Annotated in this window: 20 protein-coding genes and 1 pseudogene; all 21 read right to left on the bottom strand. The window is 39.7% G+C overall.

Annotated features, from left to right (window positions below; all coding sequences use genetic code 11):
* Nucleotides 1-85: 85 nt before the first annotated feature.
* Nucleotides 86-745 carry a (d)CMP kinase gene (gene cmk / locus ACJQWY_RS01970; protein ID WP_407076114.1) on the bottom strand — a complete coding sequence of 220 codons (660 nt, stop codon included), beginning with the start codon at nucleotides 743-745 and terminating at the stop codon, nucleotides 86-88.
* Between the two features lie 48 nt (nucleotides 746-793).
* Nucleotides 794-1,321, bottom strand: coding sequence for a GNAT family N-acetyltransferase (locus tag ACJQWY_RS01965; RefSeq protein ID WP_407076080.1), 528 nt, complete (start codon nucleotides 1,319-1,321; stop codon nucleotides 794-796).
* A gap of 81 nt (nucleotides 1,322-1,402) precedes the next feature.
* Nucleotides 1,403-1,951, bottom strand: coding sequence for a hypothetical protein (locus ACJQWY_RS01960; protein WP_407076079.1), 549 nt, complete (start codon nucleotides 1,949-1,951; stop codon nucleotides 1,403-1,405).
* Nucleotides 1,952-2,032: 81 nt separating this feature from the next.
* A complete protein-coding gene (locus ACJQWY_RS01955; RefSeq protein WP_407076078.1) occupies nucleotides 2,033-3,475 on the bottom strand; it encodes a RecQ family ATP-dependent DNA helicase in 1,443 nt (480 codons plus the stop codon).
* Nucleotides 3,468-4,529 carry a helix-turn-helix domain-containing protein gene (locus ACJQWY_RS01950; protein ID WP_407076077.1) on the bottom strand — a complete coding sequence of 354 codons (1,062 nt, stop codon included), beginning with the start codon at nucleotides 4,527-4,529 and terminating at the stop codon, nucleotides 3,468-3,470. The genes ACJQWY_RS01955 and ACJQWY_RS01950 overlap by 8 nt, the downstream gene beginning before the upstream one ends.
* 81 nt (nucleotides 4,530-4,610) lie before the next feature.
* Complete coding sequence (locus ACJQWY_RS01945; RefSeq protein WP_407076076.1) at nucleotides 4,611-5,357, bottom strand: pseudouridine synthase; 747 nt, start codon at nucleotides 5,355-5,357, stop codon at nucleotides 4,611-4,613.
* 33 nt (nucleotides 5,358-5,390) lie between these two features.
* Nucleotides 5,391-5,771: a hypothetical protein gene (locus ACJQWY_RS01940; protein WP_407076075.1), complete on the bottom strand. Its 381-nt coding sequence runs from the start codon at nucleotides 5,769-5,771 to the stop codon at nucleotides 5,391-5,393.
* Between the two features lie 31 nt (nucleotides 5,772-5,802).
* Nucleotides 5,803-6,684: a CvfB family protein gene (locus ACJQWY_RS01935; protein ID WP_407076074.1), complete on the bottom strand. Its 882-nt coding sequence runs from the start codon at nucleotides 6,682-6,684 to the stop codon at nucleotides 5,803-5,805.
* Nucleotides 6,685-6,908: 224 nt separating this feature from the next.
* Nucleotides 6,909-7,085, bottom strand: coding sequence for a type II toxin-antitoxin system RelB/DinJ family antitoxin (locus tag ACJQWY_RS01930; protein WP_057753730.1), 177 nt, complete (start codon nucleotides 7,083-7,085; stop codon nucleotides 6,909-6,911).
* 122 nt (nucleotides 7,086-7,207) lie between these two features.
* Nucleotides 7,208-7,654, bottom strand: coding sequence for a D-aminoacyl-tRNA deacylase (dtd, locus tag ACJQWY_RS01925; protein ID WP_407076073.1), 447 nt, complete (start codon nucleotides 7,652-7,654; stop codon nucleotides 7,208-7,210).
* A 12-nt stretch (nucleotides 7,655-7,666) separates the two neighbouring features.
* The gene (locus tag ACJQWY_RS01920) at nucleotides 7,667-9,901 is read right to left on the bottom strand and encodes a RelA/SpoT family protein (RefSeq protein WP_407076072.1); all 2,235 of its coding nucleotides are present in this window, start codon (nucleotides 9,899-9,901) and stop codon (nucleotides 7,667-7,669) included.
* A 149-nt stretch (nucleotides 9,902-10,050) separates the two neighbouring features.
* A complete protein-coding gene (locus ACJQWY_RS01915; protein ID WP_407076113.1) occupies nucleotides 10,051-13,428 on the bottom strand; it encodes a DNA polymerase III subunit alpha in 3,378 nt (1,125 codons plus the stop codon).
* A gap of 170 nt (nucleotides 13,429-13,598) precedes the next feature.
* A complete protein-coding gene (locus ACJQWY_RS01910; RefSeq protein ID WP_407076071.1) occupies nucleotides 13,599-13,811 on the bottom strand; it encodes a YjzD family protein in 213 nt (70 codons plus the stop codon).
* A gap of 83 nt (nucleotides 13,812-13,894) precedes the next feature.
* Entirely contained in the window at nucleotides 13,895-14,392 is a 498-nt protein-coding gene (locus ACJQWY_RS01905) for a dihydrofolate reductase (protein ID WP_407076070.1), read from the bottom strand.
* 14 nt (nucleotides 14,393-14,406) lie between these two features.
* A complete protein-coding gene (locus ACJQWY_RS01900; RefSeq protein ID WP_407076069.1) occupies nucleotides 14,407-16,314 on the bottom strand; it encodes an ABC-F family ATP-binding cassette domain-containing protein in 1,908 nt (635 codons plus the stop codon).
* A 148-nt stretch (nucleotides 16,315-16,462) separates the two neighbouring features.
* On the bottom strand, nucleotides 16,463-17,143 hold the full coding sequence (locus tag ACJQWY_RS01895) for a Crp/Fnr family transcriptional regulator (protein ID WP_407076068.1): 681 nt from the start codon (nucleotides 17,141-17,143) through the stop codon (nucleotides 16,463-16,465).
* A gap of 14 nt (nucleotides 17,144-17,157) precedes the next feature.
* On the bottom strand, nucleotides 17,158-17,625 hold the full coding sequence (locus tag ACJQWY_RS01890) for a ferritin family protein (protein ID WP_407076067.1): 468 nt from the start codon (nucleotides 17,623-17,625) through the stop codon (nucleotides 17,158-17,160).
* Nucleotides 17,625-17,840 carry a heavy-metal-associated domain-containing protein gene (locus ACJQWY_RS01885; protein WP_407076066.1) on the bottom strand — a complete coding sequence of 72 codons (216 nt, stop codon included), beginning with the start codon at nucleotides 17,838-17,840 and terminating at the stop codon, nucleotides 17,625-17,627. Before ACJQWY_RS01885 ends, ACJQWY_RS01890 begins: the two co-directional genes overlap by 1 nt.
* A 180-nt stretch (nucleotides 17,841-18,020) precedes the next feature.
* On the bottom strand, nucleotides 18,021-18,884 hold the full coding sequence (locus ACJQWY_RS01880; protein WP_407076065.1) for an acyltransferase: 864 nt from the start codon (nucleotides 18,882-18,884) through the stop codon (nucleotides 18,021-18,023).
* Between the two features lie 94 nt (nucleotides 18,885-18,978).
* A complete protein-coding gene (locus ACJQWY_RS01875) occupies nucleotides 18,979-19,878 on the bottom strand; it encodes a phosphodiester glycosidase family protein (protein WP_407076064.1) in 900 nt (299 codons plus the stop codon).
* Nucleotides 19,879-20,025: 147 nt separating this feature from the next.
* Nucleotides 20,026-21,633, bottom strand: a pseudogene (locus tag ACJQWY_RS01870) (heavy metal translocating P-type ATPase).
* Between the last annotated feature and the right edge of the window lie 519 nt (nucleotides 21,634-22,152).

Here is a 22,152-nt window from a genome sequence, read left to right as displayed (position 1 = left end):
ACAAATGTGATAATACACTATATTATAAGCTAAGTACTTAATAATTGCCAGCGTTTTTTTAATATTTTTACATAAATCAGTTGCATTATGTGATATTTGTGATAATGTCTTGAATTTTTTGCACCACGGCATCAATTGTCATCCCCGTTGTGTCTACTTCAACGGCATCATCTGCCTTACGCAAGGGACTAATAGCCCGATTAGAATCTAATTCATCCCTACTTTGAACCCCATGCTCGATTTCCGCCAAAGTTTCATTACGCCCTTTAGCTTGATTTTCTTTAAAACGGCGTAAAGCCCGTTCGTGAACGGAAGCAACCAGAAAAATTTTTACCTGTGCTTGTGGTAAGACCGTCGTTCCAATGTCACGACCATCCATAACTACTCCTACATCTTGCGCAATCGACCGCTGCAAATCTGTCATAGCCGTGCGTACTGACGCATAAGAAGACACTGCAGAAACATTTGCCGTCACCGTAGCGCTACGAATCGCTTCCGTCACATCTTGTCCATTGTAATAAACCTTTTGTACAGGTTCACCCGGTGCAAATGTAATCTGAATTGTTGGCAAAAGTTGCGTCACTGCGGCTTCATCATTGACATCAATTTGTGCCTGCAAGGCAGCCAACGTCACCACTCGATACATTGCACCTGTATCAACATAGACATAGCCTAATTGATTTGCTAAAATTTTTGCAATTGTTGACTTACCAGCTGAAGCGGGTCCATCAATTGCAATTTGCATTGCTACCATATTTTAATTCCACCTGTACCTATCAATTTTTAACCTGCTTTAATTAATACCAAATTCTGGCGCATATTTCAATGTTCCTTCTAATTGAATATCTCCGTTCAATTTTTTCATGAGGAAATATTCATCTGGAATTTCAGCAGGTGCCAAAACGCCAAACTGGCTCGCCTGTTCATAACCGAAACGGCCATAATAATTTGGATCACCTAAAATACTAATATAAGCCCCATCATTTTGAATGGTCCAAACTTCAGCCTGTTCAATCAGACAGCCACCAATCCCCTGCTTTTGCAGCGTTGGCGTCACCGCCAGTGGGGCTAAGACGTAACCAACTTGATCTGCCACTTGTGATTGCGTCAAAAAGGCTTCACCAACCACTGTACGCTCAATATCTAAGGCAACCAATTCGACCTTTTGCCCTGTACTCTTTCGTAATGCATCAACTAATTCTGCTTCGCCATCATAACCGTGTTTAGTTTTACTAAAGGCTGCATGCAACAAAGTGGCAACTGTTTCCTGCATATTTGATTCAATTGGTTGAATCATAATCTTATTTTCGTTATTAGACATACATCCTTCTTTACTTTTAAGAAAAGGTATGAACTGAATGTTTGTTGCAAAAAATCATTCTTGTTCCATACCTTAAATTTATTATTTAATTTTAACTTCTTTACCAACCCACTGGGTATAGTTACTTGCGGTCAGGCCTGGATTCAAATTATATAATTGCTCAACTGAAATGTTATGCGCTGCGGCAAAACCAAACAAAGTTGGTCGATCAGCAGGCAATTCTAAGACCGTCTTACTATCAGCTTCGTCTTGCGAAGACTTAGCTGCTGCTTCTGAAGCCGCTTTTTCAGAAGCGGCTTTTTCTTCAGCGGCTTTGCGTTTCTTTTCCGCCTTAGCTTCCGCCTGCTTCTCCGACTTACTCTTGCCATCAACCTTGGAAGTTGATGTCTTCGTTTGATTATTGGTTAATGATGAAATTGCCGTTTGTGCATTTTGATTGGGTTGATTTAACTCTTTAAGATAGTTGTACACCGGAACAAAGGACAACACCAAAACACATGTCACTAATATTCCCACTACCAAACTGACCCGTTGTGACTTGCGTCGATTTTCGGTTCGTGAATATTTTTTTACTGCATCCGTTTCTTCAAAGGATGCTTCCCATGGTTTCTCTTGCTTTTGCTTGTCCATAAGGGGAACCCTCCATACCAGTTTTAATGCTCTTACGTTACCATATTTTACCTATAAAAATAAAGCATTTTAAAGCGGTCTTTACCTTATATTAAACAGTTGCTCTATTTTTTGTTGCCAATCTATTGAACTTGGATCATTTATGGCCATTGTTTGTTCACGTTTTAAATTTAATCGTTCTAAATCCACATCGTCCTGCGCACTTTCAAAAGTAGCATCAATTTTACTATCATCCGCAAAATAACGTAATAAATAAGCGCGTAACCCGGAAGTTAGTTGACTGTATTCCAACAAAGCATTTAACGCCTGATTCCGTTGCTTACGCCGTAATGCAAACTTTGCATTAATATCGTCAATCGACAGATTTTTTTGTGTATAATACTGCACTAACTGGTAAGCTGATTCCGACATCCCCGGTAATTGCTGGGAGGTTTGGCTTAAATTGCGCACCTCACTGGCATCTGGTAAGTCTAAATCAATCATACTTCGCTGTAGCTGCTCATCACCTAAACTATACAATAAAATCGCAATCGCCGTTTTACCATCTCGTCCCGCACGACCAAACTCTTGTAAATAATTCTCAATATCGGCAGACATTTGATAATGAATGACATAACGGATATCCGCTTTATCAAGCCCCATCCCAAAGGCTGAGGTAGCCGTAATCACATCGATTTGATCAAGCATAAATTGTCGCTGAATGCGATAACGGTCCCGAGGGTCTAAACCTGCATGATATGCAACTACTCGTAATCCAGTAACTTGCTGTAACCACAAGGCCATTTGGGAAGCTAAACGCCGCGATGAAAAATAAATAATGCCTGGTCCAATTATGGTTTGTACCAAAGTCTTTAAACGTTTACGCTTGGTATCTTCATCCGATACATTTTCCGTATGTAAATAAATATTAGGGCGGTCCACAGAACTCCGATAAAGATATGTTTGATTAGCTGGAAGCTTAAAAATTTGCATCATCGCTGTTAACATTTGTGAAGTCGCGGTCGCCGTTAACAATAACAATTGTGGCTGTCCTAACTGTGCTACAATTTCTGGCAATTTTAAATAATCAGGACGAAAATCCAAGCCCCAACTCAAAACGGTGTGTGCTTCATCGACTACCAACAAATTTAGCTGACATTGTCTTAGGCGTTGCAAAACATCCGGATTACCTAGCATTTCAGGAGAAATGAATAAAAAATGGTACTGCGGTAAAGCTTGTAAAACCTGCGCTCGTTCCGTTGAACTCAGCATGGAATTCAAAGCTACAACACGTTTTTCACCTAGATAGTTCAAGCGCGCAACTTGATCTTGCATCAAAGATAATAAAGGCGTCACGATAACGATTAAGCCTGGACGCAAAACTCCCATCATCTGGTAAATTAAACTTTTACCGCCTCCAGTTGGTAACAACGCGACGGTCGAGTGCCCTTGCATCAGTGCTTGTAAAATTTCAGCTTGGCCTGTTCGAAACTGGTTAAAACCGAAATGCTGTTGCATCATCGCTAATAAATCATCCTCATTCATTAACTTGACCCTCACTTTGTTCCACTTTTTTAAATTGTTGAATCGCATACAAACGAAAATAAAAAAATTCTTCTGCTGTCCCTTGCCTTTTAACTTGGTTAAAAGACCATTGCGTCAAGGGCTGAGTTAAGCGTGTTTGAAAATAGGCGACTACATCAGCATTTAAAATGCGATCATATGAAAATTGATCCAGAGGCACTAACATTGCACTTAACATTAAATGTTCGCGAATGGTACTAATTTTTAATCGCCGTTGCTTTTGAATCGCATTGACTGACATTCCCTGCTCAAAAGCTTGGTATGTTAATAAATTAGAAACACTCATCGTCCGACGTCGATACGGCACAAATAACTTACCAATTAAGGAATGGGGATTCGTTAATGCCCATTCAATCAACTGAGCATATTGGTCTAATTCCCACCAGTAATAATCTTCCTCATTCCAACTAGCAGGACCAGCTAATTGCTGATGAGTCATCCCCGGAACTTCATGCCCAATCCAAGTACTCGTCAACCAATCCGCATCTTGTTTGGGTAAGGTATCCAAATAAGTCCTCAATTGCTGGACCCACTGAAAAACGATATCGCTATATTTATTTGTATGATACCATTTTTTAACCCAATTTTTAGTCATGGCATCCGCCGGCAAGGGATAATAACTTTTACTTTCAAATGAAGTCTCCGAAATCACTTGATTCGCTAATAAAAAAGCGTCCCGAAAGCCACTAACGTCATACCGCTCAAACATCAACGCATGTTGCACCTGATAGTGATTTTGCCAATATGCCATTTGTTGTTTTAAGCCTAATGCGGTGACTTTCATCTGCCCTTTAGCTACTTCAGTCAACCACTGTGCTTGTATGAGTTGTTGTAAGGTTTGATCATACTCTTGCTTGGTAAGCCACGGCCTTTGTCCAATCAAAATCAACTGATGATACAGCATCCCATTATAAGCTGTCGAGACGGTCAACTGATTTTTTAAAAGGCCATATATAACCCGTTGTCGTCGAATTTGATTTACATCATATAACGTCAAAAGCCACTGTGCGTCCACACCCGGTCTCCTTTTAAACAAAACTAACTCTTATCATCAAATTTATGTTAATTTAATTCAATCCCAACATGCTTTTAGTTATCATAACCGGCCTGAGCTTTTCCGAACCTGTTTCCCGCGTTTCAATTGTTGAACTTCATTATGCGTTAAAGTACGGTATTCCCCAGAAACCAAATCATGTACTTCAAGCATCCCGTAACGCTCTCGGTGCAATTTCAAAACTGGATGTCCAACCTTTTTAAGCATATTTTTAACTTGATGGTTCCGACCTTCATGAATGGTCAACTCCAAGGTAGCCGTGTTTTTCTGTGTATCTGTTCGCAAAATTTCGGCTCGCGCTTCAGCTGTTTTTTTGCCATCGATGACCACACCCAGACGTAATGCTTTTAATTCATCATTGGTCGGAATCCCCTTGACCTTCGCTACGTATACTTTATCAATCCGATAGCGTGGATGCATTAACTGATTCGCTAATTCTCCATCATTGGTCAATAATAAAGCTCCTGTCGTATCATAATCTAAACGACCCACGGGATAAACACGCTCGTCCACATCAGATAACACATCCAAAACAGTTGCCCGGTTTTTATCATCTGAAACGGTTGTCACAACACCTCTTGGCTTATTCAATAAATAATAGACGTGCTTTTGTGAGCCTTCCAGCGGGCTTCCGTCAACCTCAATATGATCATGTGGCTCTACTTTGGTCCCTAGAGTCTTGACGACAACACCATTAACTTTCACACGACCTGCTTCAATCAATTTCTCAGAAGCCCGCCTTGATGCCACTCCTGCCTGCGCCATAATTTTTTGTAGTCGTTCTGCCATAAATTTCTCTTTTCTTTTGCTCAAAGCATTATTTTAATTTAAATTTTTGGTTTGATAAGCTTCCCATTGCCGCAAGATGGCTTGGGTTCGAATAGTTCCCATAATAAATGCTTTGGGGTAATAATTTTGAAGGGCCCCGTAAATTTCACCACCTACCAATTGCTGTTCATATGGTACAATTTCCGAGCCAAACGCAATTAAACGCACTAAAACACATTTACCAATCTCTTCTATCCCAATCACAGCTGTCATATGCCGTGTCATGGGATCTTTCCATAATAATAATTGTCGATGCTGATTTGCGTGATACCATTGGATTTCTCGTTGGACATCCGTATACGTTGCAAAATCATCAATATACGACATCAAGCCCATCGCAATTTTAGGTTGATTTTCAGTCACCGCCACTAACATCTAATCATCTCCTTTAGTGTGATTAACAAACTTAATCTGAAGATTCTTCTGATATTACTAATTCAATTCCCTGATCATTTTGCATAATCAGACGTTCTTTATATAAATGGCCCACAGCCCGCTTAAATTGTCCTTTTGACATTCCAAAATACTGCTTAATTGCCGCCGAATCGGAATGATCATTATATGGTAATTGATGGGTTTTCGTCCGTTGTAATAAAGTTAAAATCATCTTAGCATCGCCATTAATCACCTTATAAGCTAATGGCTTTAGCGAAAGATTTAAGACCCCATCATCTCGGACACCAATTACGCGCGCCTCAACCCGTTGACCTAAACGTGGCTCTTGATACCGCTCACTAGGATGGATAAACCCAACGTGGAAATCATCAGTCAACACTAACGTACCTACCATCTTTAAACGATAAACCGTCCCAACAACATGTTTTTGTCCCTTCATCGTAAGTTTAGCGGGAATTCGAATTGCATTAAATACTTCAACTGGCGCTAGTTCACCCCATAACCGTTGCTTAGCATCAACCCTTAGCGTAAGCAGTAACCGGTCACCGCGCTTAGGCCATAACTCATGAATCGTAGGAAGTTCATCTAACGAAACAACTAAATCTTTATTTGGCAAGCCTACATCGACAAAGACACCCAGATCACGCCGTGCATCCGTAACTGTTCCAAATGCATAGTGACCCTTAGTCACTTCAATCTTTTGCTTGGTGATTTGTAATTGACTGTTTTTATTTTCATAGGCAAAGCCCGTCACCATCCCACCAATTTTTAATGGCTTTAACAATTCACTTTTATCAATTTGGTAAGTTTGTCCATCAATTTGGGCGAAAAACGCCTGCTCATTTTCATCAGTTACCTGTGCCGTAACCATTTCTCCGACAATTTTACTCATTTTATATTCTCTCAATATCTTATTTTAATTAATTGTTTGTATGTCAATCTCCGGTGATTTTAAAATCGAATAATTTTTGCAACCGGCTTGACCATTGACATACCCTGAGTCTACTATAACAAACCACTTCTTGAATTGCTATGCCTAACAAAAAAATCGCTACACCGCTACAAAATCAAAATTTTGTAACCGTCTAGCGACATAAACTATTCATAATTAAAATATTACTGCTCTTTATTTGACTTAAATAAATTAGAAAATGGTGAATCACCAGTATTGGCAACTTGTGTCAAAAAAATCTTAATGGCCGTTTGGGTTGTTAAACCTTGCGCCTTAAAAATTTCATCGGCAGTATCTTTCACATTTTCCTCTACACGTAATTGGATTAATTTCTCTGACATTGATTTTCCCCTCTCAATTCGATTCAACTATTAATCGTGTTATTAACATATCATGCTATTTGTCATATAGTCAAAGATTTTTTAACTATTTTCACAAATCTTTTACATTTCATTGCACATACTTAACGATTTTGACTATCTAGAAGAATAGTAACTGGTCCATCATTGACAAAATCAACCTGCATATCAGCACCAAAACGACCAGTTTCAACAGCTATCTTTCCCATCCGCAAACCTTGATTAAATTTTTCATACAATTCCTTCGCCATTTGCGGTTCTGCGGCCTGCATGAAATTAGGTCGATTCCCTTTATTAGTATCCGCGTAAAGAGTAAATTGTGAAATAGATAAAATCGATCCAGCCACCTGCTGAATGTTAAGATTCATTTTACCAACTTCATCTTCAAAAACTCTTAAATTTAAAATTTTTCGAACCAAGTAATTCACATCTTCGACGGTATCATGACCACCGACCCCAACTAAAAGAACCAAACCTTGCTGGATTTTCCCTAAAATTTCTTTCTGGCTAGTCACTTGCGCTCTTAGAACACGCTGTAATACAACTTTCAATCCGCTTCCCCTTTAATTATAAGCCCGTTTGACAGAATGAACATCTTTAACGTTCTTAATTGCGTCCATTACACGCTCTAATTGTGTCAAATTGCGCACTTCGACGGTCATTGAAATTACAGCTTGATTATTTCCATCAACTCGCCCATTAATTGAATTCATCGTTCGTGCATGATTCCCAACCATTCGAATAATATCATTTAATAATCGTGGACGACTTTCGCCACCAATAATTAAATCAGCTCGATACTCTTTTTTACTATTTTTAGTATTAGGTCCCCACGCTACATCGACTAAACGTTGCCGCAATTCAGTATCACTGGCTAAATTCGGACAACCAAGACGATGCACTGAAACTCCACGCCCTTTGGTAATATAACCCACAATTTCATCCCCCGGAACAGGCGTACAACAACGCCCCAGACGAACTAACATTGAATCAATTCCTTGAATCATGATTGTGTCATCACGTTGATTTTCTTTTAAATGACGATCTTCGGAATTAGTCTCAACGGTGGCATGCTGCTCAAAGACTTGCGCTTCTTCTGCTTTTAGTCGCTGCTCTTCTAAGCGCATCCTCAAATCAGCGGTCAACTTATTAGCTACCCCTTGAACTGATTGCTCACCGTAACCAATGGCGGCAAGCAAATCATCAGCTGATCGATAATGTAAATTATCCACGGCCTTTTGCAGATTGCTAGGCTCCATCAAGGCTTCCAAACGATAACCCTGGCTGATTAAATAATTGCTTAATTCTTGCCGTCCAGCCACCACATTTTCAGAATAATCTTGCTTCCGGAAGTATTGACGAATTTTGTTTCGAGCTCGGCGGGTCTTAACTAGCTTTAACCAATCACGATTTGGCTGAGCATTTTGACTAGTGATAATTTCGACAATATCGCCAGTCTTGATTTCATAATCCAAAGGTACTAACTTACCATTCACTTTCGCCCCAGTAGTATGGTTTCCGACGTTCGTATGAATCGAATAAGCCATGTCCAAAGGTCCAGATTCTTGCGTCAATTCCACCACATCCCCGCGTGGCGTGAAGGCATAAACTCGATCAGTAAACAGGTCACTTTTAACGGTTTCCATAAAATCATCGGAATCCTTCGATTCATTTTGCAATTCCAGAATATTTTGAATCATATTCAATTGACGCTGGTCAGACGTTTGCACGTCCACCCCATCAAACTTACCTTCTTTATAAGCCCAGTGTGCTGCTACTCCAAATTCAGCCACTTCATGCATTTCATGAGTCCTAATTTGGACTTCCAAGGGTCGTCCCTCTGGCCCAATGACTGACGTGTGCAATGATTGATAGCCATTAGCCTTAGGCAAAGCAATATAATCCTTAAATCGTCCAGGCATTGGCGTCCAATGCGAATGAATCGCTCCCAAAACAGCGTAACAATCGCCAATAGAATTCACAATCACCCGAATGGCTAAGAGATCATAAATTTCTTCAAAGGCTTTATGCTTCTTTTGCATTTTTCGATAAATCGAATAAATATGCTTTGGCCGACCATAAACTTTCACATTTTCTAAATGCAAATCCGTAATGGCGGTTTTAATTTCTTGTACAGCTTGCTCAACGATTTCAATCCGTTCATCGCGCCGTAATTGCATGGCCTGGGCAATCGCATGGTATGCATCATAATCCAAGTAACGCAAAGACGTATCTTCTAGCTCCCACTTAATTGTCATGATTCCCAAACGGTCTGCTAAAGGTGCATAAATTTCCAATGTTTCGCCAGCAATCCGCTTTTGTTTTTCCGGATTCAAAGCGCCTAAAGTGCGGATATTATGCAACCGATCTGCTAATTTAACAAAAATAACCCGAATATCATGCGACATCGCTAACAATAGTTTCCGATGATTTTCTGCTAGACGTTCAGAATCTGATTTATACTCAATTTTTGAAATTTTTGAAACCCCATCCACGATTTGGGCCACATCGGTCCCAAAAGCAGCTTCCACATCACTCAACTCAGCCGGCGTATCTTCAACAACATCATGTAAATAACCCGCAATGATTGTATCGGGATCCATTTTTAAATCAGCTAAAATCCCTGCCACCTGAATCGGATGGATTATATACGGTTCACCCGATTTTCGTTTTTGTTCTTGATGTAATTTTTCAGCAAACGCGTATGCTCGGTCTACTGCTGCAACATGTTCAGCATTTAAATAACTCGCGTACATATCATGTACTTCTGCTTGTGAATAAACTTTTGCTTCTGTCATGTGGTTTTTTCCTGATTTCTCGATTTATCGCTTTTCGCAAAAAGCGGCCTAATCGCCCTTAATTACCTATAATTTAATTTACATTATAGCACGCTCATCAAAAATTCCTATATCATCATACTTCCTTACAAATTTCTAATTTTAAAAATCTATAAATACCTATCGCCATCGCCCGCGACAAACTTAACTTGCAGCGCTTGTAATTGTGTGCGTAAAATTTCACCAATCGCGGGGTCATCCTTTAAAGCTTCCGTGAGTGGCAATTTCCACTTGTGCTTGCGATCCTCGCTCACGATCACGACCGGGTTGAGGCCTCGATAAGGTTGTAATAATTGCCGCCATTCCGCTTGATAATCCGCAGCTAACGGCCAATGAGCAAACTGAACGAACCAAGTCCCTGTTGCCGGTGGAAGAAGTTGACTAGCGTTCACTTGAATTTCCTGCAGTTGATTAACTATCACTTGCCAGGAGCGACTGCGTTCATTAGGTGCTTCCAACTTACCATTAACTAATAAGAAAGCTTGCGTTTTTAAAACATTTTGATGTTGCTGATATTGTTTAGGGAAAAGCGTTAACGAAATTTTCCCTGTCAAATCCATAACATCTAAAAAGACCATTTGTTCGCCTTTTTTCGTACGAATTTGCTTGATATTTTCGACCATCACCAAAAGGCGTACCAAACTACCACCTCGATCAATCGCTTCTTGGATTGTCTGATACTGATCCTTTGGTACCTGTTGCATAGCTGCCTCAATAGGATGACCACTCAGATAAATCCCCAAACGTTGATATTCCCTAGCCAAACGTTCATTAACTGGATCATCTTCACTAGTTCGAATGAGCGGTTGATAAACTTCATATAAATGATGGGATTGTCCAGCTAACCGACGTGATTCGAGATATTTCGGCAAACTTTGCATTACCACTCGCCGATTCAAATTGAGCACATCTAAGGCACCAGATTCAATCAAAGGTTCATAACTTTCCGCCTTTTTAAATTGAGCCCCTAAACGCCAGATAAAATCACCCAAGTCGGTAAATATTCCATTAGCTTGCCGTTCTTCTAAAATTGCTTGCCGTAAATCACGCTGTAACCCTGAAATACTAGCTAACCCCATTTGTAATTGCTGCTGATAAATTGAATATCCTGCAAAGCTTTGGTTAATATTGGGACCTAACAGACGCAATTTCTGGGTCCTTAATTCTTCGACGTACCCCCGTACTTTAGTTTGATTACCTAACTCTAAATTCAGAATTCCTTTGTAAAAAGCGAGCGGATAATGGACTTTAATATATGCCAACTGCATGGCTAACTTTGAGTACGCTACCGCATGCGAACGATTAAAACCATACGCCCCAAACTTTTCAATATACTGATAAACAGCCTGTGCTTCACTCAAAGCATGACCTTGAGCTTTGGCGCGTTCTATAAAGGTTGTCTTTAATTCCGCCATCTGCTGCTGCTTTTTTTTCGAAATCGCCCGACGCAATAAATCCGCTTCAGCTAAACTAAAGTTAGCATATTGTTCTGCCACGCGCATGACTTGTTCTTGATAAACAATGACTCCATAAGTCGGTGCTAAGATCGAATCAATTTTTTGATCAACCACCGGGATGGCTTCTTGACCATGTTTTCGAGCGATAAAGGTCGGGATATTATCCATAGGTCCAGGACGATACAACGCGTTGGCGGCAACTAGGTCTTCAAAACGATCCGGTTGTAACTGGACTAATAAATTTTTCATGCCACCCGATTCAAATTGAAACACGCCATTCGTTCGACCAGCTTGAAATAGTTTCAAAGTTTGCACATCATTTAAATCAATATCGGCTAAGGTAAAGCTGTCATGTTTTTGAATTTCGTTTAACGCTATCGTCAATAAATTTAAATTGGACAATGCTAAAAAATCAATCTTTAACAAGCCAAAGGTTTCCACTGGATTTTTCGTCAGCTGCGTCACTAGGCGTCCATCATCACCGATTTGTACCGGAACCAGCTCAACTAGCGGTTGCGCGGATAACACAACACCGGCCGCATGCAACGATTGATTTCGCGGTAGTCCCGCCAACGCTTGCGCCGTATGTAATAATAACTTACCATCAACTGGCAAATCTAAGACTGCATTTTGAAACCTTTGATTACTTTGATAAGCTGTTTCTAAATTTTGAGTATCACGAGGCAATGCCTTAGCTAAAGTATCAATGGCATTTGGTTGTAAGCCAAAGACCCTGGCCACATCACGCAAACTCTGCTTCATCCCCAAGGTTGAAAAAGTGATGATTTGGGCCATTTGATTATGCCCGTATTTTTCATGCAAATAATTTAAAATGGTTTCCCGCTGATTATCTGGGATATCAATATCAATATCAGGCATTTGAGCTCGCTCTGGATTTAAAAAGCGCTCAAACAATAAATCTTCTGCAATTGGATCGACGTCAGTAATCATTAAGCTATACGCTACTAAGGAACCCGCTGCCGAACCGCGCCCCGGACCAGTTAAAATATGCTGATTATGAGCAAAATTGATAACATCCCGCACGATCAAAAAATATTGCGCAAAGCCAAGGGCATTAATGACTTGCAATTCATACGCTAAACGTTGTTGATAGACTGTTTGATCTAGATTTTGATTCGCCAAACGGGTCCGTAACCCTTTCGTGGCTAAATTTTCCAAATATTCAGCCGCCGATGCAAAATTTAAAGGAGTAATATCGGGTAACTCCACCCCCCGCTTGGGAACTTGCACGTCAATACGTGCAGCAAAAGCATCCGTCGCTTGGGCCGCAGTTAAAATACCACGCTCATCATACGCCGTTTCCCACAAATCTGGCGTGCGTAAATAATCAGGCCCACCTTCATTTTGTACACTTCCTAAATTAGCTAACGGCGTACCAGCCTTAATATGTCCCAAAACTCTTTGCAAAAAATAATCTTGTGGCTTTAAATAACTAATTTCATCAAATGCTAACAATGATAAATGATATGTTTGCGCCAATTGTTGATATTGCGCTAATAAGTCCTCAGACATTTGCAAATCAATCCCTAACCATACTTGCGATGCGGGGATGATATCCAATAAAAGTTGTAAATACTGCAGACCCGACTGCAAGTCAGCACTATTTTGAAGACTCAGACTCAACTCACTACGCGGTGGAATCACTAACATCAAGCCATCAAGTAAATCCTGTTGTTGCAAAAATTTGAAATTTAAATTGATCTGCCCGGTTGCTAGTAAGCTTGAAAGTTTTAAAAGGTGTTGGTACCCCAGCTTATTTTCCGCATATAATTGCATGTCAAACTGTGAAGCCTGATTCAAAATTCCCGCTGTGGGTGCTGTTAAGCCTAAAATTGGCTTTAAATTCAACTGTTGAGTACTTTGAAACAAGTCGGCCATACCATACAAGACCGTTTGATCAGCTAGTCCAACTGCTTGATAGCCTAAGTCTTTGACCGCTGAAACTAACTTTGAAACCATTAATGGACTTTCTAATAAGTTATAAGCACTTCTAACATTCAATGGTACCATTCGTCTCACCTTTCTCAGCCTCTTCAGCCCAACACCAAGTTTTTATAATTCCAACTAAACAAAAAGCACCGAGGCTAGCTAGCTTCAGCACTTTTTTGTAAATTACCTCGTTAAAATCGTTGAATTTAAACATCTTAACAGTAAAAGTAATTCACCATTATTAAATTAAGTTAAGCTTCTGCTTCAGATTCATCACTAGTCTTCACTTGTGGTGCATTATTCTTTGAAATAAAGTATGTCAAAATCGTTCCCAAAGATCCAGCGACCAAAGCAGCCACCATGGCTTGCTCGTAATTAACCGAAACGTTTGACAAAGCCCCACCAATATAGCCAATCAAAGCTCCTAAGATTCCTGTCCAGAAGAATGTCGTTACGTAACGCATATTGTTTTGCCTTGCCTCTCTTTTTATCTATGTTAACTATATTTTACGCCTATCCCGTTTGAAAGTCACATACATTTTTGAAATTAATTACGCCGATAATCAACTATTTCATAGGCATAATCATTTTCTACATCGGCGGGGCCCGCTTGGACAACCTTTCGTTGCCATTGGCCCAAATTAACTGGTTCCATTTTAACATCCCCTTGCAAGTCTGACTGCAAATATGTCACTAACAATTGATCCGCGATCGGCAAATATGATTCATAAATAGGTTTACCACCAATTATCATTAAGTCACTTTGTTTTTGTTGCGCAATTTCTTCCGCCGCTGCCATTGATAAAATCCGCTGAAACCCAGCCGGCATGGTTAAACCGGTATCATGCGTTAATACTAAATTGGTCCGTCCGGGCAACGGCTGGCCATGCATAGACTCCATAGTATGCCGACCCATGACTACCACCTGACCATACGTCGTTTGGGCAAAAAAACGCATGTCGGCATGCTGATGCCAAGGAATTTGACCATTTAAAGCAATTGTCCCATCCAAAGTTTGCGCCCAGATTAAAACTTTTTTCACCATGTCGTCTCCTCCTCTTACTCAGCCCGTTCAGACAGTTCTGCCCAACGATCCATTTTTTGATTTAATTCTTGATTGCAAGCGTCAAATTGAGCTTGCAATTCACTTAATTTTGCAAAATCTGATCCTTGTTTATTCATGGCATTGGTAATCGTTTCAAGTTGGCTTTCGAGTTTTGCAATCTCACCTTCAATCCCAGCAAATTCTTTTTGCTCCATGTAAGTTAATTTCTTTTTGGTTGGTGCTTGCTTAACGGTAGTCGCATCATCCACGGGCTTATCATTTTTAGTTAGGTTAGAATTGGCACTAACAGATGAGCTATTATTTTGTGCCACCTGGCCTAGATAGTCCGTAAACTTCCCATCATAGCGATCAATCTCGCCAAAGCCTTTAAAAATCAGCAAATGATCTGCCACCTTATCCAAGAAGTAGCGATCATGTGAAACAGTAATAATCGTCCCCTGGAAATTTTGTAAATACTGTTCCAAAACCGTCAAAGTACTAATATCTAAATCATTTGTCGGCTCATCTAGTAATAAAACATTCGGCTGTTGAATCAATAGTTTTAACAAATAGAGGCGCCGTTTCTCACCACCGGATAACTTTCGAATTAACGTGCCATGCATGAATGGTGGAAATAAAAATTGCTCAAGCAACTCTGTCACAGAAACCCGCTCACCATCAGCATTCGTCACGGTCTGAGCCACTTCGGATAAATATTCAATAACCCGTTTATCATCAGGAATTGGTTCGGTTTGTTGCGCATAGTACGCCAACTTAACAGTTTCACCAATTTCTAACATCCCACTATCTAAAGGTTGCTGTTGCGCAATGATATTTAACAATGTTGATTTACCAGTCCCGTTGCCACCAGTAATCCCTATCCGTTGCTGTGCTTGAATCAATTCATTAAAATCATTTAAAATAACTCGATTATCAAATTTTAAATTCGCATTTTCTAAACGAATGACTTTTTTGCCTAACCGTTGCTGCCCTAAATTCACCTCAACTGTGCCATCCAATTGTAAAGTGCCTTGTTTGGCTTCTAATTCAGCAAAACGCGTTTCACGTGCATGTTGTTTCGTACTCCGAGCCCGCGCGGATGTTTTCATCCAAGCCAATTCTTTTTTATATAATTGGTTGCTTTTATGTTCAGCCACTTGGGCAGCTGCCACCCGCTCCGCTTTTGCGCTAACATAATCTTGGTAATTTCCAACATATTCATATAAATGTCCAAAGGAAAGTTCAAATATTCGATTAGCCACATGGTCTAAGAAGTAACGATCATGAGTCACGGTCATCACAGCCCCTGGGTAATTAGCTAAATACTTCTCCAGCCAGGCGATTGAATCAAAGTCCAAATGGTTTGTCGGCTCATCTAACAACAAAAGATCAGGCGCTTGAATCAAAACTTGCGCTAATCCAACCCGCTTTTTTTGACCTCCTGATAAGGCTGAAATCGATAGGCCTAAATCAGGTAAATGTAATTGTGTCAAAATAGTTTTAATCGTTGCTTCCGCTTCCCATGCATCAGATTGCGTCATCTGTTGTTCTAAACGAGTATAACGCTCTTCAGCCTTACTATCAGCTGGATTAGCGGAATAAGCTTGTAGCGCATCTTCATATTCTCGAATTAATTGAAAAATCGGCTGACTTCCTGCAAAAATGGCGTCCATCACTTTTTTATCAGCATCTAAGACTGGATCTTGGGTTAAATAACCAATGCGGTAATCATTTGGTGTCTCAAGCTGACCTTGATCTGCCGGAACACACCCATCAATAGCATTTAATAAAGTTGTCTTTCCGGTCCCATTAACTCCAACGATTCCCACACGATCACCCGTTTCAATCAAAAAGGAAATTTGATCCAATAAGATTTTTTCCCCATATATGCTTTCCAAATTCGTGGCTCGTAATTGCTTCATCTAAGTCGAACCTCCTGTTTTCTATAATTCCTTAATTATACCATTGAATCATACATCACTTAAAAATTAATCACTTTATCCCAAATAAAAAAGACTGTTCTTTTCAAAACAGTCCGATTCTTATTAATTGGCTAGCTCATTTGACTTCTTAATCCAGCAAATTAGCTTGTAAGGCCGCCAAGTTTAAAATTTCCACTTGCCGTAGATGTTGCTTTAAATATTTCTTTTGGCTCAATCGTGCCAAATTACGTGATAAAGTCTCCGGCGTTAAAGCTAAATAGGTTGCCAGATCTTTTAACTTCATTGGCAAAGTAATTTGCTGTTGACCTTGACTTTCAACCTGATCAACCAAATATGTGCCTACTCGCCGTTCCTTATTATTAATACTTAAATAGCCTAGTTGTTGTTCCAATTGCTTCGTCTTTTGATGATATTGATCGAGTAGCTGTAATGCCATTTGTGGCTTAGTCGCAAGCAAGGCTTGAAAGTCATCCCCACTTAAGGTGCATATCTCACCAGCTTTGAGCACTTCACCATAAACTGTTGACGGCAAATCACCAAATAACAACTCTTCACCTTCAACATCTCCAGTCCCTAAAACTCGCAGAACTTGCTCTTGACCGTTAGCATTCAACTGATATACCTTAATTTTACCAGTGTGGACAATCACTAATTGCGATACCATTAATGGGCTGAAGACCAACGTTTTCGGTGTTAAATATTGATGCACTACTAAATTATTAATCTGCGCTAATTCCACGTTTGGTAGCCCTTGAAATAAGGGCACTTGTGTGACACACAGATGTTGTGACTGCTGGAGCTCTGCCATTCTTTCTCCTTTAACTATTCAATAAACTGCTGATTAAACTTTAACAGATACGTTAAAAGCATTTGCAGGTTAAACAAACTTTCTCGTTTTGCCAACTCAATGCCCCGCTCAATAAATAAATTAGCGGTCTTCAAGTCATCTTTGATCATATCAAGCTGTTCTGATGCATTTAAATACTTATCGCGCCCATTTAATTCCAGCATACCATATTCTTCAAATTCGGCAAAGGTCGTTGGCACAATAGCTGAAAGGGCTAATAAAGCTTGGGATACTTGCTCAAATTGAATCGTAAAGCTTGTTTCTAAACCAGTCATAACCGCTTGAACTGTCACATCCGATTGATAATAGCGAAATTGCCGTGCTTTTTGTTTCAATAGTTCGAGATTAGCTAGAATATGGCTCGTCATGGCCGCTGCCGTGGGAGTATGGTGATCAAGCTCACTCTGTTTTAATTCTTTTTGATACTGCTCATCGAGTGTCATTATGCGTCCCCTACCTTTCGTACTTGCTTGTCTAAAACTTGGTATCCTAGGTGCTCAACCACTCGGCTTAACACCTCCGCTTGCACTACCGCTGGTAAAAATTCAATTTTCACCTTGCCAGCATTAAACCGGACTTCCACATTTTGAGCCCCTTCTTGCTTTCGCACAGCTTTTTCAATTTTAATAAAACATGATGGACACGTTAATGCATCCAATTTAAGTGTTAATTCATTCTATTTACCTCATTTTGCTTTTTATAATCCGACTAGTGTCATTATCCTACAGAAGATAATAAAAAAATTGATGCCCATCAAGTTATTAATAGATTGCCAAACAAAAAACACCCCATTTTCAATGGCATGTTATCAGTTTAAATTCACATACAAAATTGGTTCCTACTTCTTGCCTCGATTAAAAAAATGTGCTTTTTTAGGCTTACGCTGGATCTTATTCGCATCAGTATCCGCAAAAAAACGATTCTTATCTTTTGGTAAATTTTGTAAAAAAGCTAGCTTATCTTGAGGATTTGCTAACTGCGTTAAATTTTTTTCAATCGTTGTAAATGAATACGTATTTTGATTAGTAAAAATAAATTCATCCCCATCGTGGCGCTGCCATTTTTCAGTATGCGCTGGTGTAAAGGCATGGACTGATGGTCGCATCCAAAAGATGCCTTCTTTCAGCTTTTTAGCTGGATTTCCACCAAAGGTTGTGTTAGATGGAACTGTTTTAGTTAGCAATGCTTCACCAGCGATGATACTACCAGAACCAATACGTACGCCTTTCAAAATATTAACGTTTTGGCCAATCCAAACATGATCACCAATATAAATACTTTTACTAGGATTCACCCGTTCCTTAGTGCTGGCTGAATAAATAAGATGTGGATCCGCGACTCTTAGAGTTAAACCATACGATAACATATTATCATCACCAATAAATATGTTTTTATACTCTGATAACTGGAACACCGCTTTTTTACCATTAATTGAGTTGTTTTCACCCATATAGAACACTGAATCATGAAACATATTTACTTGAAATGTGCACTGATATTTACTTTTAGAAATATACACCACTGAGTTATTACCTAAAAATTTAATAACAACATCATTTAAATGAACCCCCGGAGCTAAGAAGAGAATATTTCCCGTCCCGCGAAATAAAATTGACGAATTTTCCATCTCTGCATCTGGTGCAATTAATTCATTATCACCAATTTGTATATCCGTATCCAATTGTTTTACCCAATAATCCATTAATACTAATCTCCTAATTTTTTTATATCATTGTAGCATTAAAATTGTTAATATCATCATGAAAACAGTTTGTGCACCATCATCAATATTTACATCATTGGTCCTCTAAAGGATCCTGCTGACCATCAGGATAAAAATAAATATAATCACGTACACGTCGTTCTTTTCTAGATTTATCAAAACTAGGATTAATCATTTGTCCCTGAACCACCGTCGAAGTTGATCCACCACCATCTAAATTATACGCAAACTGGATGTGTTTGATTTTAGCTAATTCATGTAACATTTCTTGATAATCTAAGCCTTGATTTCCATCAAAACGGCCTGCGATTGATAAAATACCAAAATCACCATTTTTCAATTGATAAATAATCTGACGGGGATGTTGCATACTAGCCACCGTTAAATTTCGTGGCTGAGCCACTGATCGCCCGTGTTGAATTAACGGGAAAAATCCTGCAAGTACTTCTTGAAATTGACCATTTCGAAAAACGGTCCAATTAGGTTGTGAACCTAATGTTTTCCCATCATTTGCGATTGTTAAATAAGAACTGTAACTGTCAAAACGCTGATGCGCAATAATTCGTCCTTGATGAAGATGCGTCCCCCACATTTCATTTTTACCTAAATTATATCGAGATGCATTAATAACTAACGGTAAATTGTGGCGTTGCGCAAAATGTGAAGGTGTCTCTAAGGTCACCTTGCCTGGTGCCAAACTATCTTGGGCAAAGCCTACCCCAAGTTTGGCCTGTTTGATTTCAACATTCCACATTTGTGTACCATTATCAGCTTTCTTTTCATGCACCTGATAATTTAACTTTTCGCGCGTAGCATGATTCACCTGTTGGTTCTGCATAACCTGCTTTGTAGTCCTATTGTTAGAGCTACCTTGCGCACCCCACAGCGTTAAGCCCAGTCCAACCACTAGTATTAGCATTAATAAAATTTTCTGAAAAAGACCTAATTTGCGAAATTTTTGTGGCTTGTTCATAGTCATCACACCTCCTTTCAAACATTTTTACTACATAGTTACTTATTATAACTTATCTTGAAAAATCATTTTATTTTAATTATCAGGTATATTTATAAAAAGTGTCCTTCATCAGAACACTTTGAACGTTTCATTCGGTTTTGTTTGTCAAAATTGAAAATGCGTTAGTCTTAATGCATTTAAAATAACAATCATAATGCTCATTTCGTGGACAAACATGCCACTTGCCATGTAGATAAAGTTAAATATTAATCCTAACAACAAAAAAGCTACCGTCAACAAAGCAATCGTAATATTTTGCCATACAATCTTTTGTGTCTGCTGAGCCAATCGCCGGGCGTGCACTAAACGTTCTAAATTACTACGCATCAAAATAACATCACCTGTTTCAATCGCAACTTCAGCGCCACTTCCCATGGCTATCCCTACATCAGCTTGGGCTAAGGCTGGACCATCATTGACACCATCACAAACAAATCCCACTTTGTGCCCCGCCTTTTGATATGCTTGAATTAATTTCGCTTTGTCAGCTGGCAACAAATTTGATTCATATGCAAGAGTTAACGGATTGGCCACAGCCTCGGCAGCCGGTGCATGATCACCAGTCATCATTACCATTTTTTGAACCCCAATTCGTCTTAGCGTCCTTAATGCTGGCTTAGCTTCAGCCCGAATTTGATCAGCGATTCCATAGATTGCTAATACCCGCTGTTAATTAGAAAAAAGTACTAAGCTTTGCCCAGCATCCTCAATCACTTGAATAAATTTTCTTTGCTGTTCCGTAATCGAAATAGCTGCAATCTGAATTAGGCGCTCATTTCCTACGTACCATTTCTGATTGTCCCGCTCAAAAATCATACCTAAACCGTTTTTAACCGTCAACTGCCCCGCCAAAGTGGACATCGGTTGCGGTAATACCTGTAGTAAAGCTTGTGCCAGCGGATGGTTACTCCTTTGTTCAATTATTGCCAACATTTCTGCCTGCGTTTGTGTCAAATTTTCATCTAGTTTAGTCTGAACTTGGGGCTGTCCCACGGTCAGAGTCCCTGTTTTGTCAAATACAACCGTGTCAACTTGCGCCAAAGTTGCTAAAACATCTCCGCCTTTAACCATAATTCCATGCTTCGCCCCATTTCCGATTCCAGTAACCATCGCAATCGGGGCCCCTATGACTAAAGCTCCTGGGCAACCCAAAATCAAAATTGTAGTCGCCTGGACTAAATTATGATTCAGCACTCCTACCAATAAAGCTAACCCTAAAACTGTCGGCGTATACCAGCGCGCAAAGTGGTCAATCGTTTTCTCGATAGGACTTTTTTGATCTTGCGCCTCCTCAATCATCTCAACAATTTGCCCAAATGCCGTATCCTCACCTACTTTTTGTGCCTGTACTTCCAAGTTTCCCTCGACTAAATAACTTCCCGCGTAAACTGGCATACCTGATACGAGTGCCACTGGTATACTTTCACCCGTTAAATTTGCTTGATTTGCTGCTCCTTGTCCTTGTGTCACAATGCCATCGACTGGAATCTGGGCTCCATTTTTAATTAGCAAGGTTTCCCCTTTTTGAACTTGTTCAATTGAAACCGTCTTCCACTGATTCCCTTCACTTTTCACTACGGCCGTTTTAGGGGCTAAATTAGTTAAAGAATGCACGGCGATCCGCGTTTTTTGAATTGCACGTTGTTCTAAAAGATTCCCAAACAAGAATAAAAAACTGACAATTGCTGATTCTTCAAATTCACCTAGATACATAGCCCCAAGCATCGCTATTGTAACCAAAAGTTCAATCGAAATTACGCGATATCGAAGTGCCTGACCCGCACGCCAAGCAATGGGAAACAAACCAAGCACCGACAAAATCGCTAAGACCCATACGTTCACTATTTCCCAATCAATAATTTTAAAAATTCCGGCTAATATTAACCCTATCCCGAGTAAGATTGTTACCTTTGTTTCATTCAACCATTTTTGCATTTCTGTACTCCTCACTTGATAATACTTTTAGCTTAACGAATAAGAAACTTTCAAAAATTGTCGAACATCATTAAATATAATTAAATCTTCAAATAAAAAGAACTGACAGCGCTGCCACCTATGGTTTAGCCGCAGCATTATTAATCACCTCATTAGTAACTTTATTCATTACCGTTATTTTTTGATTTTGAGCATTAATCTTCTTAGATATCTTCTGCCTGTCACAGCACCCTAGTCTGCGCTACCGCTTGATTAATAGCATCTTGATTCTTAACCCTGCCTCTCGCTCTAACCGCT

Source organism: Weissella kandleri (assembly GCF_045504165.1).
GTDB classification, from domain to species: domain Bacteria; phylum Bacillota; class Bacilli; order Lactobacillales; family Lactobacillaceae; genus Weissella; species Weissella kandleri_A.
Note: the sequence above shows the minus strand (reverse complement) of the source record. Positions and strands in the feature narration are given on the sequence as shown.